The 14,800-nt window shown below is 72.7% G+C and carries 10 protein-coding genes; 6 read left to right on the forward strand and 4 right to left on the reverse strand.

Features of this window, described 5'->3' with window-relative positions; translation table 11 throughout:
- Window positions 1–16: 16 nt before the first annotated feature.
- Both ACZ5GT_RS09230 and ACZ5GT_RS09235 read left to right on the forward strand, forming a co-directional pair.
- The gene (locus ACZ5GT_RS09230) at window positions 17–1,240 is read left to right on the forward strand and encodes a L,D-transpeptidase (protein ID WP_469017568.1); all 1,224 of its coding nucleotides are present in this window, start codon (window positions 17–19) and stop codon (window positions 1,238–1,240) included.
- Window positions 1,241–1,438: 198 nt separating this feature from the next.
- Window positions 1,439–2,185 carry a DUF6227 family protein gene (locus ACZ5GT_RS09235; RefSeq protein WP_469017571.1) on the forward strand — a complete coding sequence of 249 codons (747 nt, stop codon included), beginning with the start codon at window positions 1,439–1,441 and terminating at the stop codon, window positions 2,183–2,185.
- Window positions 2,186–2,231: 46 nt separating this feature from the next.
- On the opposite strand, the gene ACZ5GT_RS09240 is transcribed toward ACZ5GT_RS09235, so the two are convergent.
- The 4 genes from ACZ5GT_RS09240 to ACZ5GT_RS09255 form a co-directional block, all read right to left on the reverse strand.
- Window positions 2,232–2,486: a hypothetical protein gene (locus tag ACZ5GT_RS09240; RefSeq protein WP_469017574.1), complete on the reverse strand. Its 255-nt coding sequence runs from the start codon at window positions 2,484–2,486 to the stop codon at window positions 2,232–2,234.
- 166 nt (window positions 2,487–2,652) lie between these two features.
- A complete protein-coding gene (locus ACZ5GT_RS09245) occupies window positions 2,653–4,785 on the reverse strand; it encodes a PTS fructose transporter subunit IIABC (RefSeq protein ID WP_469017577.1) in 2,133 nt (710 codons plus the stop codon).
- 316 nt (window positions 4,786–5,101) lie between these two features.
- Window positions 5,102–6,049, reverse strand: a complete 948-nt coding sequence (pfkB, locus tag ACZ5GT_RS09250; protein ID WP_469017580.1) for a 1-phosphofructokinase — start codon at window positions 6,047–6,049, stop codon at window positions 5,102–5,104.
- Window positions 6,046–6,807 (reverse strand): DeoR/GlpR family DNA-binding transcription regulator, encoded by a 762-nt coding sequence (locus tag ACZ5GT_RS09255; RefSeq protein WP_469017583.1) that lies wholly within the window; start codon window positions 6,805–6,807, stop codon window positions 6,046–6,048. Before ACZ5GT_RS09255 ends, pfkB begins: the two co-directional genes overlap by 4 nt.
- 215 nt (window positions 6,808–7,022) lie before the next feature.
- Here ACZ5GT_RS09255 and ACZ5GT_RS09260 point away from each other — a divergent pair, with 215 nt between their 5' ends.
- The 4 genes from ACZ5GT_RS09260 to fxsT all read left to right on the forward strand — a co-directional run bounded on the left by ACZ5GT_RS09260 (window position 7,023) and on the right by fxsT (window position 14,771).
- Window positions 7,023–8,108, forward strand: coding sequence for a TIR domain-containing protein (locus ACZ5GT_RS09260; RefSeq protein WP_469017586.1), 1,086 nt, complete (start codon window positions 7,023–7,025; stop codon window positions 8,106–8,108).
- A complete protein-coding gene (locus ACZ5GT_RS09265; protein WP_469017589.1) occupies window positions 8,105–9,607 on the forward strand; it encodes a VMAP-C domain-containing protein in 1,503 nt (500 codons plus the stop codon). Before ACZ5GT_RS09260 ends, ACZ5GT_RS09265 begins: the two co-directional genes overlap by 4 nt.
- A 104-nt stretch (window positions 9,608–9,711) precedes the next feature.
- Window positions 9,712–10,818: a MoxR family ATPase gene (locus tag ACZ5GT_RS09270; RefSeq protein ID WP_469017592.1), complete on the forward strand. Its 1,107-nt coding sequence runs from the start codon at window positions 9,712–9,714 to the stop codon at window positions 10,816–10,818.
- 173 nt (window positions 10,819–10,991) lie between these two features.
- Entirely contained in the window at window positions 10,992–14,771 is a 3,780-nt protein-coding gene (gene fxsT, locus ACZ5GT_RS09275; protein ID WP_469017595.1) for an FxSxx-COOH system tetratricopeptide repeat protein, read from the forward strand.
- Window positions 14,772–14,800 lie beyond the last annotated feature (29 nt).

The following is a 14,800-nucleotide window of genomic DNA, read 5'->3' on the forward strand; positions in this document are numbered from 1 at the left end:
GAACCTGGAGCAGCCCGTGACAACGCCGGACATAGCAGCGCGGCGCGCACTGGGGGCCTGTGCCGCCCTGATGGTCGGCGCCCTCACCCTGACCGGCTGCGGCGGCAACGCCAAAGCCGATTCCACGAACGACGGCAAGGGCGGCAAGAGTGCCTCCAAGACGTCGGCAGCGAAGATCGTCATCTCGGCGAAGGACGGATCGACCGGCGCGTCGATCAACACGACCGGGGTGAAGGTCAGCGGAGGCAGGCTGACCGACGTGAAGATGACGGTGGCGGGGACGGAACAGACCGTGCCGGGCTCGTTGTCCGCGGACGGCGCCAGCTGGAAGCCGAAGGAGCAGCTGGAGCGCGGGACCAAGTACCAGATATCGGCGACCGCCAAGAACGCGAACGGTGGCACGTCCGCGGCCAACTCCATCTTCACGACCGTCTCTTCGGCGAACAGCTTCATCGGCACGTACACGCCGGACAACGGCACGACGGTCGGTGTCGGGATGCCGGTGTCGTTCACCTTCGACAAGGCGATCAGCGACAAGAAGGCCGTGCAGTCGCACATCGGCGTCACCTCGAGCAGCGGGCAGGAGGTGGTGGGGCACTGGTTCGGGTCGCAGCGGCTCGACTTCCGGCCCGAGGAGTACTGGAAGGCCGGCTCCAAGGTCACGATGAAGATCGACCTGGACGGCGTGGAAGGCGCGAACGGCGTCTACGGGGTGCAGAGGAAAACCGTCACCTTCACCATCGGGCGCTCGCAGGTCTCCACCGTCGACACCGCCACACAGACCATGACGGTGGTGCGGGACGGTGAGACCCTCAAGACGGTGCCCGTTTCGACGGGCGACCCTCAGCACACCACGTACAACGGGCAGATGGTGATCTCCGAGAAGTTCGTGCAGACCCGCATGAACAGTCAGACCGTCGGCCTGGGCTCCGAGTACGACATCTCGAACGTCCCGCACGCGATGCGTCTGACGTCGTCGGGCACGTTCATCCACGGCAACTACTGGTACAACAGGGGCAACCCGCCCTTCGGCAGGGTGGGTTCCAGCCACGGCTGCGTCGGGCTTGCGGACATGGAGGGCGCGCAGGGGGCCACGCCGTCCAAGTGGTTCTACGACAACTCGCTGATCGGCGATGTCGTGATCGTCAAGAACTCTCCCGACAAGACGGTGGCTCCGGACAACGGGCTGAACGGCTGGAACATGTCGTGGAGCGAGTGGACCGCGGGCAGCGCGGCGTGATCGCCGCATCGCACGCCTGACCGGCCAAGTGCCGGGAGTGCAGGGCATTTTGGCGGATCCAAAGGGCCGCGCGGGGAACTTCTCGCGCGGCCCGCGCGTTTTCCGGGCGTACGTTTTCTCGGTTCACGGACACGATGTCCGACCGAGGGGCTACGGTATGCACCCACAAGGTGACATGCAGCAACGCCGGGAGAAACCTTGAGCGTTCCGTACGAGACGGCAGCGTACGAACCACACGAGTCGCCGGAGTCTCCGGAGGAGCACCTCGCGCGACTGCTCGGCCGGGCTCTGAACTCCTTCGAGCTTCCGGACGAGACGATACGACGACTCGACAGCGCGCTGGCGCACGACAGTTCGCTGCACTCGGCGCACCACAGCGCGGGGCTGCACCGGGAGACGTACCGGCACACGTGGCTGCTCGTCGACGGCTCGGCGCTCACGCTCTGGGAGCTCGTGCACAACACCGCGCCGGGCAGCGTCCCACAGCACGAGGTGTACGTCGACGAGGAGGAGCTGCGCGTCGCCACCACGCGGCTGCCGATGCCGCCGGACGCCGCCGACTTCGAGCTGCCGGTGACGGTGCAGTGGTCGTCGGTCCCCGTGCCGCGGCACGCGTACGTGCCGGACGACTCGGCGGACCACGCCCGCCGGCTCCTGCGCCGCGCGGAGAACCCGGACCGGCCGGGCGCGGAGACCGCCGCGCTGCTGAGGACGGCGTTCGCGCACCAGATCATGCAGGCCTTCGGGCGTCCGTGCCGCGCGGGTCGCAGCGGGTTGTGCTTCTCGCTGTACGAGCACGCGTTCCTGCTGCGGGACGGTGCGGAGGTGTCCCTGTGGGAGGTCGAGCACACGGCGACGCCGGACGGACGGCACATGTGCGAGGTCTACACGACGGAGGACGCGGCCCGGGACGCGATGGAACGGCGGGCGGCTCAGGTCTCCTGACCGGAAGAGCGAGCCGGACACGCGCCTCTGCAGCCGGACAGGCGCCTCAATGGCCGTCGCTGAGCTGCCGTACCAGGCCGGCGAAGGCATCCCGCTCCGCCGGGGTAAGTTCCACGGACTCCAGGTGGGGTCCGGCCTGAGCCTGGTACGGAAGGGCGTCCAGTGTGGGGCCGGTGGGCCGCATGCCCGCCCGGGTGCGGCCGCGGCGCAGGATGCGGGTCAGGAGGATCACCCAGACGACGGCCGTCAGGGCGAGGACGGCGACGCCCAGCGACCGGAGGATCGAGACGTGCTCAGACATGCGTTCCAGTAGACACCACGGTCCGGGACTTCCGTCCCGGACCGTGACGTATCTCGCATGACACGCAGGCGTCGCACTTGCCTCAGGTGCCGTGAACAACTCACAGCACACGTAAAGGGACATGCGGAGGGGGCGGTCTCTGCGCGAGACGCCCCCTCCGGGCATGTCAGGCAGCCACCGGCTGCTTCGAACCGGCCTTCGCGGTGACCGAGCCGTCGGCCGCCTGTTCGGCCGCCGTCCCGGAGGCCGGCTTGCGCATGCCCTTCAGGACGACCACCAGTGCCGCGGTGACGCACACGCCCGCCGCGATGGCGACCAGGTAGAGGAACGGGTTGCCGATCAGCGGGACCACGAAGATGCCGCCGTGCGGGGCGCGCAGAGTCGCGCCGAAGGCCATCGACAGGGCTCCGGTGATCGCGCCGCCCACCATCGAGGAGGGGATGACGCGCAGCGGGTCGGCCGCCGCGAACGGGATCGCGCCCTCGGAGATGAAGGAGGCGCCCAGGACCCAGGCGGCCTTGCCGTTCTCGCGCTCGGTCTCGGTGAACAGCTTCCCGCGCACGGTGGTGGCCAGGGCCATCGCCAACGGCGGGACCATGCCGGCCGCCATGACCGCCGCCATGATCTTCATCGCGGAGTCACTCGGATTGGAGACCGCGATGCCGGCGGTGGCGAAGGTGTAGGCGACCTTGTTGACGGGGCCGCCGAGGTCGAAGCACATCATCAGGCCGAGCAGAATGCCGAGCAGGATGGCGTTGGCGCCGGAGAGACCGTTCAGCCAGTCGGTCATGCCCTTCTGGGCGGAGGCGATGGGCTTGCCGATCACGACGAACATCAGGAACCCGACGATCGCCGAGGAGATCAGCGGGATCACCACCACCGGCATGATGCCGCGCAGCGCGGCCGGAATGTTGACCTTCTGGATCGCCATCACGACGCCACCGGCGATCAGACCGGCGGCCAGGCCGCCGAGGAAGCCGGCGTTGATGGTGAGGGCGATGGCGCCGCCGACGAAGCCGGGGACGAGACCGGGGCGGTCCGCCATGCCGTAGGCGATGTAGCCGGCCAGCACCGGGACGAGGAAGCCGAAGGCGACGGCACCGATCTGGAACAGCAGCGCTGCCCAGCTGTCCGCCTGGCCCCACACGAAGTGGTCCATGACCGACGGCGCCTTGTTGATCTTGTATCCGCCGATCGCGAAGCCGAGGGCGATCAGCAGACCGCCCGCCGCGACGAACGGGACCATGTAGCTCACGCCGGACATCAGCCACTTGCGCAGCTTGGTGCCGTAGCCCTCGCCGGATTCGCCGGCGCGCTCGACCGGCGTACCGGCTCCGGCGGGCGCCCCCGCGCTCACCTCACCGCGCGCGGCCTTGTCGCGCACCTCGGAGATCAGCTCGGCGGGGCGGTTGATGCCCGCCTTGACACCGACGTCGACGGTCGGCTTGCCGGCGAAGCGTTCCTTCTCCCGCACGGGCACGTCGTGCGCGAAGATCACGCCGTCCGCCGCCGCGATGACGCCCGGGTCGAGCCGGGTGAACCCGGCCGAGCCCTGCGTCTCGACGACGACCTCGATGCCCGCCTCGCGGCCTGCGTTCTCGAGCGATTCGGCCGCCATATAGGTGTGGGCGATGCCGGTCGGGCAGGAGGTGACGGCGACGATACGGAAGGGGGAGGCGTCGGCGGACGCCTTGGCGCCCGACGCCGGGGCCGCACTGCCCGTGGCGGCGTCGACGGAGGCCGCCCCCGACGCCGCCACGGAGTCTTCGGAGGCGCCCTCAGCGGCGCCCTCAGCGGCGCCCTCGGGCTGCGCAGCCTGCGGCTCGGCCGTCGCCGACGCCTCGGCCTCCGCCGACGGCTCCTCGCCGCGGATGAGCGCCGCCGCGGCCGCCGCGTCGCCCACCGAGCGCAGCGCGCCGGTGAACTCGGCGTTCATCAGCTGCCGGGCCAGTGACGACAGGATCGTCAGGTGGGCGTCGTCGGCGCCGGCGGGCGCCGCGATCAGGAAGATCAGGTCCGCGGGGCCGTCCGGGGCGCCGAAGTCGACACCGGCACGGCTGCGCCCGAAGGCGAGCGTCGGCTCGGTGACGTGCGCGCTGCGGCAGTGCGGGATACCGATGCCGCCGTCCAGGCCGGTCGGCATCTGGGCCTCACGGGCGGCCACGTCGGCGAGGAAGCCCTCCAGGTCGGTCACCCGGCCCTGGGCCACCATGCGCTCGGCGAGGGCACGCGCCGCCGCTTCCTTGGTATCGGCGGACAGGTCGAGATCGACCAGGTCCGCGGTGATCATCTTGCTCATCGCGGGCTCCTTCGCACGCGTATCGCCCGGGACGTGGGGTGGGCGGGGGTGGGGACGGGGGTGCTGTGGGGGTTGGCGGCACGGGCGGGGAAACCCGCGCCGCAGGGGGCGGAGCCGGGGAAAGCCCGCCTCCCAGAGGCGGCAGGGCGGCTCAGGCGGCTCTGCCTCCCGTCGGTGGCGGCGAGCAGCGGGAAGCCTCGCCGTCCGAGGGCCGGTGCGGCAGCCGGTTCGGCACTCGGTTCGAGGGCGCGTTCCGGGGCGCCTTCGGGGAGCGTGACGGTCGGCGTCGCCGCGGTGGCAGCGGCCGGGCGGGCGTTCATGACACCGGCTCCCTCAGAGCGCGGTCCAGCGGCACCTCGGCGGTGACCGTCACGGCCGCGGGGTCCAGATCGGCCGGCGCCGGCATCACACTGCCCGGCAGCTGGACGGCCGCCGCACCGTGCGCGACAGCGGAGGCGAGGGCCTCCGGACCGTTGCCGCCCGCGATCAGGAAACCGGCGAGCGAGGAGTCTCCAGCGCCGACGTTACTGCGTACGGCGTCCACGCGCGCGCTGCCGAACCAGGCGCCCGTGCCGTCCACGAGCAACTGGCCGTCGGCGCCCAGGCTCGCGAGCACGGCGCGCGCGCCCATCTCACGCAACTCCTCGGCCGCCTTCAGCGCGTCGCCCACGGTGGCCAGGGGGCGCCCGACGGCTTCCGCGAGCTCCTCGGCGTTCGGCTTCACCACATCGGGCCGCTCGCGCAGCGCCTCGAGGAGCGCGCGCCCCGAGGTGTCCAGCGCGATCCGCGCGCCCCCTGCGTGCGCCCGCGCCACGACGTCGGCGTACCACGCCGGCGCGAGTCCCCTCGGCAGGCTCCCGCAGCACGCGATCCAGTCCGCGTCGCGCGACTGCTCGCGCACGGTCTCCAGCAGGAGCTCCTGTTCGGCCGCGGACAGTTCGGGACCCGGCGCGTTGATCTTGGTGAGCACCCCGTTCGCCTCGGCGAGCGCGATGTTGGAGCGGGTGTCGCCGGCGACCGGCACCGGCGCGACCTCGATGCCCTGCGCGTCGAGCAGGGCGGCCACGAGCGCGCCCGGCGCACCGCCGAGGGGCAGCACGGCGACCGTGCGCCGCCCGGCGGCCGCGACGGCGCGCGAGACGTTGACGCCCTTGCCGCCCGGGTCCATGCGCTCGCCGGTGGCGCGGATGACTTCGCCGCGCTCCAGTGACGGAACCTCGTAGGTGCGGTCCAGGGACGGGTTCGGGGTGACGGTGAGGATCATGCGCGCACTACTTCCGTGCCGCCGCGCTCGATGGCGGTGGTGTCTTCTTGGCTCAGCCCGCTGTCGGTGATCAGCAGGTCCACGTCGCTCAGGTCCCCGAAGCGGGCGAAGTGCTCCTGGCCGCACTTGGCGGAGTCGGCGAGCAGCACCACGCGCCGGGCGGCGGCCATCGCGGCCCGCTTGACCGCCGCCTCGGCGAGGTCGGGGGTGGTCAGGCCGTGTTCGACGGAGAAGCCGTTGGCCGCGAGGACGAGGACGTCGGCCCGGATCTCGCCGTACGCCCGCAGCGCCCAGGCGTCGACGGCGGCGCGCGTACGGTGCCGTACGCGCCCTCCGACGAGGTGGAGCTGGATGCCGGGGTGGTCCGCGAGACGGGCCGCGATCGGCAGGCTGTGGGTGACGACGGTGAGCGAGGACTCCAGCGGGACGGCGGCCGCGAACCGCGCCACGGTCGTGCCGGCGTCGAGGATCATGGTGCCCTCACCCGGCAGTTCCGCTACGGCCGCCTTCGCGATGCGGTCCTTCTCGTCGGCCGCGGTGCTCTCGCGCTCGGTGAGGTCCGGTTCGAAGTCGAGGCGCCCGGCCGGAATGGCACCGCCGTGCACCCGGCGCACGAGGCCTGCGCGGTCGAGGGCCTTCAGGTCGCGCCGGATGGTCTCCGCCGTCACCTGGAACTCCTCGGCCAGCGAGACCACGTCCACCCGGCCGCCGTCACGGGCCAGCCGGAGGATCTCCTGCTGGCGCTCCGGTGCGTACATGTCCGTTCGCCTCCGAGTTATGCCCGAACGTGTGGTTTCTCTGAGGGAGGCTACGCCCGCTTTTCCGCTATGTAAACAGGTTCGGGCGCGAAGCAGACACAAACAGGCATCGGGCAGGCGGGTTGCCACCGCCCGCCCCCGCACCGCAGAACACCTGACGCCGTGTCACCGCGTCCGTATCCTGGACTCTCGGACACAACTTCTCGGGGGGTGTTGTGGACAGGGACGGTCTCCGTACCCGCGCGGACGAGGACTGGCTGCGCGCCGCCGTGCAGGCGCTGTGCGCCTCCCCGGTCCTCGGCGACCGCGGTGCCCGGGCCACGCTGGTCGAGCTGGTGGGCGACGCCCTGGGGCGTCCGGTGATCCTGCGGGAACAGCCCACCGTGCGGGGGCAGTTGCTCGAGCTCGTACGGTTCTGCCTGCGCGCGGGTGCGGACGGGCCGCCCGCACTGGCCGAAGCGGTGTCGCTCCTCGAGGGGCACAGCCGCACCGCCGAGGCCATCGGTGACCTGGTGCGGAGCCTCCGGGAGCCCCGGGCGGGGGATCTCGCGGGCGGAACCGTCGGCGCTGCGGCATCCGCGGACCGCGTCCACTTCTTCGTGTCGTACGCCGCGACCGACCGCCGGTGGGCCTCCTGGATCGCCTGGCAGTTGGAGGACGCCGGCTACCGCGTCCTCGTACAGGAACGGGACGTCGCGGCCCCCGCCGACGACAGTCCCGCTGACGGCAATGCCGCTGACGGCCTCGGCGGCGACGGCCTCGGCGGCGACGGCCCCGTCGACGCCGGTCGCTCCGGTGTGCGCAGCGGTGTGGAGCGGAGCGAACGCACCGTCCCCGTGCTGTCCGCGGCCTACCGCTCGGGCCCGTATCCGGGGCTGGTGTGGCAGGCGGTGCACGCGGGGGATCCACAGGGCGGGAGCGATGCGCTGCTGCCGGTCCTGGTGGAGCGGTGTCGTCCCCCGTGGCCCCTGCCGGACACGGCGTACGTCGACCTCGCGGGCGGCCTGACCGAGGCCGAGGCACGCGCCCGGCTGCTCACCGCCGCCGGCCACTCCCTCGTCGGCCACCCGTCCACCAGCCACCCGTCCACCAGCCACCCGCTCACCGGCCACCCGTCCACCGGCCACCCGCTCACCGGCCACCCGTCCACCGGCCACCCGCTCACCAACCGCCGTCCCCCGACCACCGCCGGCCCCGCCTTCCCCGGCACCCGCTCCCCCGACCCGGCACCCACGGACCCGGCGCCCACCGCCCCCGGCTCCCCCACCCCGTCCGCTCCCGATCCGGCGGGCCGGCGTTGACGGGAGACGGCGGCGCGGGCCGCGACAGCTCGGCGTTACGGATACGGGAGCGGATCGGTGAGGAGACGCAGGCCGCGCTGCTCCAGGTGCCCGCCCTGCACGAGCGCTCCGCGCGCGTCCTGCTGGCCGAGATGGTCGGCGAGGCGCTCGGGCGCCGGGCCGACCTGAGGGAGCAGCCGACGCTGCCGCTGCAGTTCGTGGAGCTGTTCCGGTTCTGCACCCGTCACCAGGACGGCCTGTCCGCCCTGGCACGCAACCTGTCGCTGGTGGACCCGGGCTGCCCCCAGGCACCGGCGGTGCAACGGCTCGCCGACGAGTGGACCGCGGTCGACTCGCTGCACGGGCTGCCGCAGGTCACCGCCTCCTGGGACTTCCTGAGCGGCGCCCTGGGCGGTCTGGCAATGCCGTACGCGATGCGCAGTGCCGTGGTCCGGGCGGCCACCGAGTCCAGGGTCGTCGTACCGCCGCCGCACGCCGTGAGCTGCTGGCACGACTTCCTGCACATGGCGGGCCAGGGCGCCACGCGGAACGGGCTGCCGCCGTGGATGGTGTACCTCGACCGCAGTGCCGAGGCGATGGAGCCGGCCACGGCCCGGGAGCTGCTGGCCCGCAACCGGCAGTGGGCGCTCAGCTGCGGGCTGGCGGAGTTACTCGACCGCGACCGCGCCGCGAGTCCGGCCGCGCCGTCGGTGGCCCGGCCGCACCAGGAGTACCTGGCCATCCACATCGCGCCCGATCCGCTGGAGGACGGTCACTACACCGTCTCCTACTCCCTCATGTCGGACGCGCGCGGCCGGATCTGGGAACTGGGCGACACGGTGGTGCGGGTGCCGACCGACCGGCTGCAGCAGACGGTGACGGACGTCATCAGGAGGGTCGAGGAGACGGGCGGCGACCGGCTGGCCGAGGTGTCATTGGAGTTCGTGCTCCCCTTCGAGCTTCTCAACCTGCCCGTCGACCGCTGGCCCCGGGACACCTCCGAGGTGCCGGGTGTGCCGCTCGCGGTGGACTACCCAGTGGTCGTGCGCAGCCTGGACCGGCTGCAGAACCGTGACTGGTACCGCTTCTGGCGCTCCCGCTGGCAGCAGCTGGCCCGGGACGAGCACCCGTCGAAGTCGGTGTACGTCAACGTCGCGCGGACGAACGGCGACCACCTGCGGGGCCTGGAGGCGCGCCTGAGCGACGACGAGCACTGCGTCGCCCTGGTGCTGAGCGAGCCGCCCGTGCCCAGCCGAGCGCACAGCCGGCGGGAACTGCAGGCGGCGTTGCGCAGCGGGCTGCCGGTGGTGATCTGGCACCGCGAGGGCCGTTCGCCGCAGGAGTTCCGGGACGTCATCGACGGACTGCTCGCGGAGGGCCTGCGGCGGTTTCCGGCCAAGGTGGCGGCCTTCCGTCGCCGCGCGGCCATCGAGGACGAGGACGCGACGCACATCGGCCGGCACCTCGCGGTGCTGTGGGACGACCCCGACCGCAAGCCCGTACTCCCCGAAGCGCCATGACCGACCCCGGCGCGCGCCACGCGCCCGTGCCCGCCCCGGCCCTCGGAACCAGGACCGGTTCCGGGACCGTACGTGTCCAGCCGTCTTCCGAAGGGACGCCGTCGATGCCCAACAGCGAGTCTTGGGGACCGTACCGGGGCACGGGCCTGCCCGGTACGGCGCACCGGCCGTGGCCCGAGGCGCCGCCCTGGCGCAGTTTCGGCGGCGGCCCCGACCTGCCCCCGCCGCCCGCCGCCGACCCGTACGCCCGCATCGTGCTGGGCGCCGCGCGGCATCACCTGCCGGCGCCGCCGGAGGAGGTCGACCGGGTGAACGCGGCGCTGCACCTGCGCCGCCCCCTGCTCGTCACCGGCGAGCCGGGCACCGGGAAATCGACGCTGGCCTACCGCATCAGCCGGGAACTGGGGCTCGGCCGCGTCCTGCGCTGGCGCATCACGTCGCTGAGCACCCTCCGGGAAGGGCTGTACGACACCGGGGACGGAGGACGGATCGGGCTGGGCCCGCTGGGTACCGCGTTCCTGCCGTACGCCAGGCCCCGGGTGCTGCTGATCGACCGGCTCGACCGCGCCGAGATCGCCCTGCCCGACGACCTGTGCACGGTCCTGGCCGCCGGAGGATTCCGGCTGCCCGGCACGGCGCACGGATCGTCCCCGGCATCCGTGTCGTCCCCGGCATCCGTGTCGTCCCCCGAAGCCGTGTCGTTCCCGGGGTCCGCAGCGCCCTCGGTGTCCGACGCGCCCGTCGGGACGCGGGTGGCCACCGACGACGATCCGGCGGCCACGGTGGTGCTGCCGGACCGGGCGGTGCGGTGCCACGCCTTCCCGGTGATCGTCATCACGACCACCGGCGAGCGGGACCTGTCCCCGGATCTCGTACGACGTTGCGTCACCCTGCGCACACGGCGGCCCGGCCCCGAACTGCTGCGCGCGATCGCCGCGAACCACTTCCCGCCCGCCCCCGGCACCCCCACCCCGCCCTCCGACCCAGCACCCGACACCACATCCGCCACCGCCACCGCCCCCGCCCCCGCGCCGGACGTCGTGGACGCCTTCCTCGACCGGGCCGTCCGCAGCGAGGGACCGGTCGTCGAACGTTTCCTGGACGCGTTGCGGCTGGCCGCCGACGGCGTCCTGACGACGCTGGCCGAGAACGGCGGCTGGCAGGAGGCCGTGGACGCCGTCTGGGAGTGGACCACGACGGAGGAGCCGTGACGGGGCCACGGCGAGCCCCATTCCCGGACGGAACCCCGACCGGGAGCCGCCCCTCCTGGCCCGCCTCCCGGAGCAGCGGCGGCTTTCCCCCCGCCCTGCCCCCCGGCGTCCCGGACGCGCTGCGGCGCCTGGGCGGCACGCTCCGACGCGTCGGCGTCCGGGAGGTCGCGGTGGTGGCCGACACCGGTCCGACGATGGGCCTCTGGCTGCCGACGGTCGGTGAGTTCGCGACGGTCCTGCAGCACGTGGGCGCGACCCGCCGCGTCACCGTGCACCGGCTCCCGCTGGCCCGCAGCGCGGACCCGGCGGCGCTGCCGCGCCGGCACGCGGCGTCGCGGCTGACCCTGCTCCTCACCGACGGCGCGGGCCCCCGCTGGCGCACGCACGAGGTGGAACCCCTGCTGCGCCGCTGGGGACAGTCCGGGCCGACCGCCCTGATCCACCTGCTGCCCCACCCGGTGTGGCGGGCGACGGGACTGCGCGGCTGGCAGGTGCTGCTGCGCTCCCCCGGGCCGGGCGTGCCCAACCACCGGACGCGCTGGCGGCCTCGCGGCCTCGGCCCGGACGTGCGGGACATGCCGCCCGGTCATCGGCCTGACGTCCCGGTCCCGGTGCTCGAACTGGCACCCCGCTGGCTGGACGCCTGGTCCGGGTTGCTGAGCGCGGCCCCGCCCGCGTGGCTGCCGCTGACCGTGATGTTCCCCCACGCGCGCGTGCCCGTCGGTGCCGGCGACGGCGAGCCGGCGCGCACGCCGGCGGCGCGGGTGGCGGGTTTTCGGTCGTCCGTGCCGCGCGACGTGTTCACGCTGGCGACCATGCTCGCCGCCGTCCCTCTCACCGCCGGGCTGATCACCGAGATCCAGCAGGCGCTGCTGCCCGGCACCTCCCTCAGCGACTTCGCCCAACTGCTCGTGTACGGCCTCGTCGTGCCGGTGGGCCGGGAGGCGGGGACGTTCGAGTTCGACGCCGGCGTCCGCGACGAGCTGCTGGCCGCCGCACGGCGACCGGATCTGGTGCGGGTCGTCGAGTTCGTGGGGGATCGCAGGGGACCCGGCGGGGAACACTTGTGGCGACTGCCCCGGTTGCTGCGCGGGGCCGCCGAGCACCGGCTCCCCCCGGTCGACGAGGAGTCCGGGCCGTGGCTCGTGGCCGAGAGCGCCGTGCTCCACGCCCTGTCCGGACCGTTCCTGAAGCCGGCGAGAGAAGTGGACGAGGTCCTCGCGGCCGACGCAGCGCTCGCGGCCCGCCGGGACGACGCGCGGCGGGCACCGCGGCACGGCACCACCGCTCAGGGCACCACCGCTCAGGGCACCACCGCTCAGGGAACCACCCTGCACTCAACCACTGTTCGTGGAAGCACCCTTCATGGAAGCACCGTTCACGAGACGACCCTTCACGGGAAGAGGAGGCCGGTGATGCCGCAGCAGGCCCCGGCGGACACGACAGGCGGCGGACGCGCCGGTTCCACGCCGACGATCTGGGGCAACATCCCGCCCAGGAACCCGAACTTCACCGGCCGTGAAGCGCTGCTCGACGCACTTCACCAGCGGTTGCTGCGGGAGCGGGCGACCGCCGTACTGCCCCATGCCCTGCACGGCATGGGCGGCGTCGGGAAGAGCCTGCTGGCGGTCGAGTACCTGTACCGCCGGATGAGCGAGTACGACGTGATCTGGTGGATCTCCGCGGAGCGGACCGCGCAGATCTCCTTGTCCCTGGTGGAACTCGCCCCGAGACTCGGCCTGCCGACCGGCTCCGACGCCTCCTCGACCGTGGCCGCGGTCCTGGAGGCGCTGCGCACCGGCGTGCCGTACTCGCGCTGGATCCTGGTCTTCGACAATGCCGAAAGCCCGGAGTCCGTAAGGCAGTTCTTCCCCGCGGGCGGGCCGGGCAACATCCTGGTCACCTCGCGCAACCCCCAGTGGGCTTCACTGGCCCGCCCGTTGGAGGTCGACGTCTTCCTGCGGGAGGAGAGCAAGCAGCTGATACGGGCACGGGGTCCGGAGATCGAGGACGCGGACGCCGACCGGCTCGCGGAGGCGCTGGGCGATCTGCCGCTCGCCATAGAGCAGGCCGCGGCGTGGCACGCGGAGACCGGCATGCCGGTGGAGGAGTACCTGCGGCTGCTCGACGAGAAACGCGTCGACCTGCTGCGCGGCACCGCGCCGCTCGGCAACCAGCACCCGGTGATAGCCGCCTGGAACATTTCCCTGGACCAGTTGGAGGCGAAGAATCCGGCCGCCTACCAGCTCCTTCAGGTGTGCTCCTTCTACGCGCCGGAGCCGATCGCGCGCAGCATGCTCTCGCGTGTGCCGCCGGGTCCCGTCACGCCCGAACTCGACGCGGCGCTGGACGACCCGATCCGCCTCGGTCAGGTCATCCGCGACATCGGCCGGTACTCCCTGGCCCGCTTCAACCACCGCACCAACTCCCTGCAGATGCACCGGCTGGTGCAGGCGGCGCTGCAGTTCCGGATGACCGAGGAGGACCGGGCCACCATGCGGCGCGGCGCCCACCTGCTGCTGGTGGCCAGCGACCCCAACGATCCCAACGACGCCCTGCGCTGGGACCGTTACGGCGCCCTGTACCCGCACGTCGTCGTCTCGGAGGCGGTGCGCTCCGACTCGGCCTGGGTGCGCCGCCTGGTGGTGAACGAGGTCAAGTACCTGCTGCGCTGGGGTGATTACGAGTCCTGCCTGGAACTGGCCCGCTCGGCCTACGAGACCTGGTCCCGCGACCTCGGCGAGGAGCACACGCACACCCTGCAGATCGCCCGCTGGCTGGGCTTCCTGCAGTTCAACATGGGCCGTTACCAGGAGGCGGCCGAACTCAACGCGGCGACGCTGGAGGCCCACACCCGGGCGCTCGGCCCCGGTCACCCGGACACGCTGGACGCGCTCGGCAACGTCGCCATCGACCACCGGGTGCGCGGGGCCTTCACCGAGGCGCTCGAACTCGCCGAGTCGGTGCACCGGCAGTATCTGGAACTCCTCGGCCCGGACGATCCCGAGACCCTGCGGGCCGCGCACAACCTCGGGGTGAGCCTGCGACTGGTCGGCCGCTTCGCCCAGGCCCTGGAACTGGACGAGCAGACCTGGCGCAGCCGCACCCAGATCTTCGGCCAGGACCACATCGACTCGTTGCGCACCTGGCTCGGCATGATCGTCGACCTGCGTGAACTGGGCGACTACCAGAAGGCGTTGGCCTATCACCACCAGATCACGCAGCACTGCACGACGCTGCTCGGCGACGCCAACCCGTTCACGCTGTCCTGCCTCCGTCTGCTCGCCGTCGCACTGCGCAAGGCCGGCGAGCACGAGGAGGCCGCGGCGACCGCGGAGCGGATCCACGCCGAACTGGTGCGCCGGTACGGCGAGCACAACCCCGAGTCGATGGCGGCCAGCCTCGAGATGACCATCCACCTGCGCCACCGGGGCAGCCTGCGGGAGGCGTCGGACCTCGGCACGGCGATCTGCCACCGCTACGAGGAGACGTACGGCGCGTACCATCCCCACGCCCTGTCCGCCGCGTTGAACCTCGCCGTCATCCACCGCCTGCTGGACGACGCGGCGACCGCGCACCACGTCGACACCGTGGCCCTGCAACGGTTCACCGGGCAACTCGGCGAGAACCACCCCTCCACCCTGATCTGCCGCACCAACCTCGCCAGCGACTGCTACGCGCTGGGCGACGCTGCGGCGGCTCTGGAACTGGACACCGAGACGTTGCGCCGGTCGCGGGAGGTCTTCGACGACGACCACCCCTCCACCCTGGCCTGCGCCGCGAACCTCGCCATGGACCTACGGGCGGTGGGACGGGAGGAGGAGGCGCAGGCCCTGCGCCAGGACACCCGCGAACGCCTGCGCCGCACCCTGGGCGGCGATCACCCGGCCGTGATCCAGGCCGCCGACTGGGGACATCGCGCGGACTGCGACATCGACCCGCTGCCCCTGTGACGGACGGCCGCCGGGCCGGACACCGGGGC

The sequence above is a fragment of the Streptomyces sp. NPDC031340 genome, assembly GCF_055569945.1.

Bases quoted from the DNA above. Each gene is read 5' to 3' on its own strand.
- ACZ5GT_RS09270 (WP_469017592.1), top strand. From the start codon at position 9,712: ATGCCCAACAGCGAGTCTTGGGGACCGTACCGGGGCACGGGCCTGCCC.
- pfkB (WP_469017580.1), bottom strand. From the start codon at position 6,049: ATGATCCTCACCGTCACCCCGAACCCGTCCCTGGACCGCACCTACGAG.
- ACZ5GT_RS09255 (WP_469017583.1), bottom strand. From the start codon at position 6,807: ATGTACGCACCGGAGCGCCAGCAGGAGATCCTCCGGCTGGCCCGTGAC.
- ACZ5GT_RS09245 (WP_469017577.1), bottom strand. From the start codon at position 4,785: ATGAGCAAGATGATCACCGCGGACCTGGTCGATCTCGACCTGTCCGCC.
- ACZ5GT_RS09240 (WP_469017574.1), bottom strand. From the start codon at position 2,486: ATGTCTGAGCACGTCTCGATCCTCCGGTCGCTGGGCGTCGCCGTCCTC.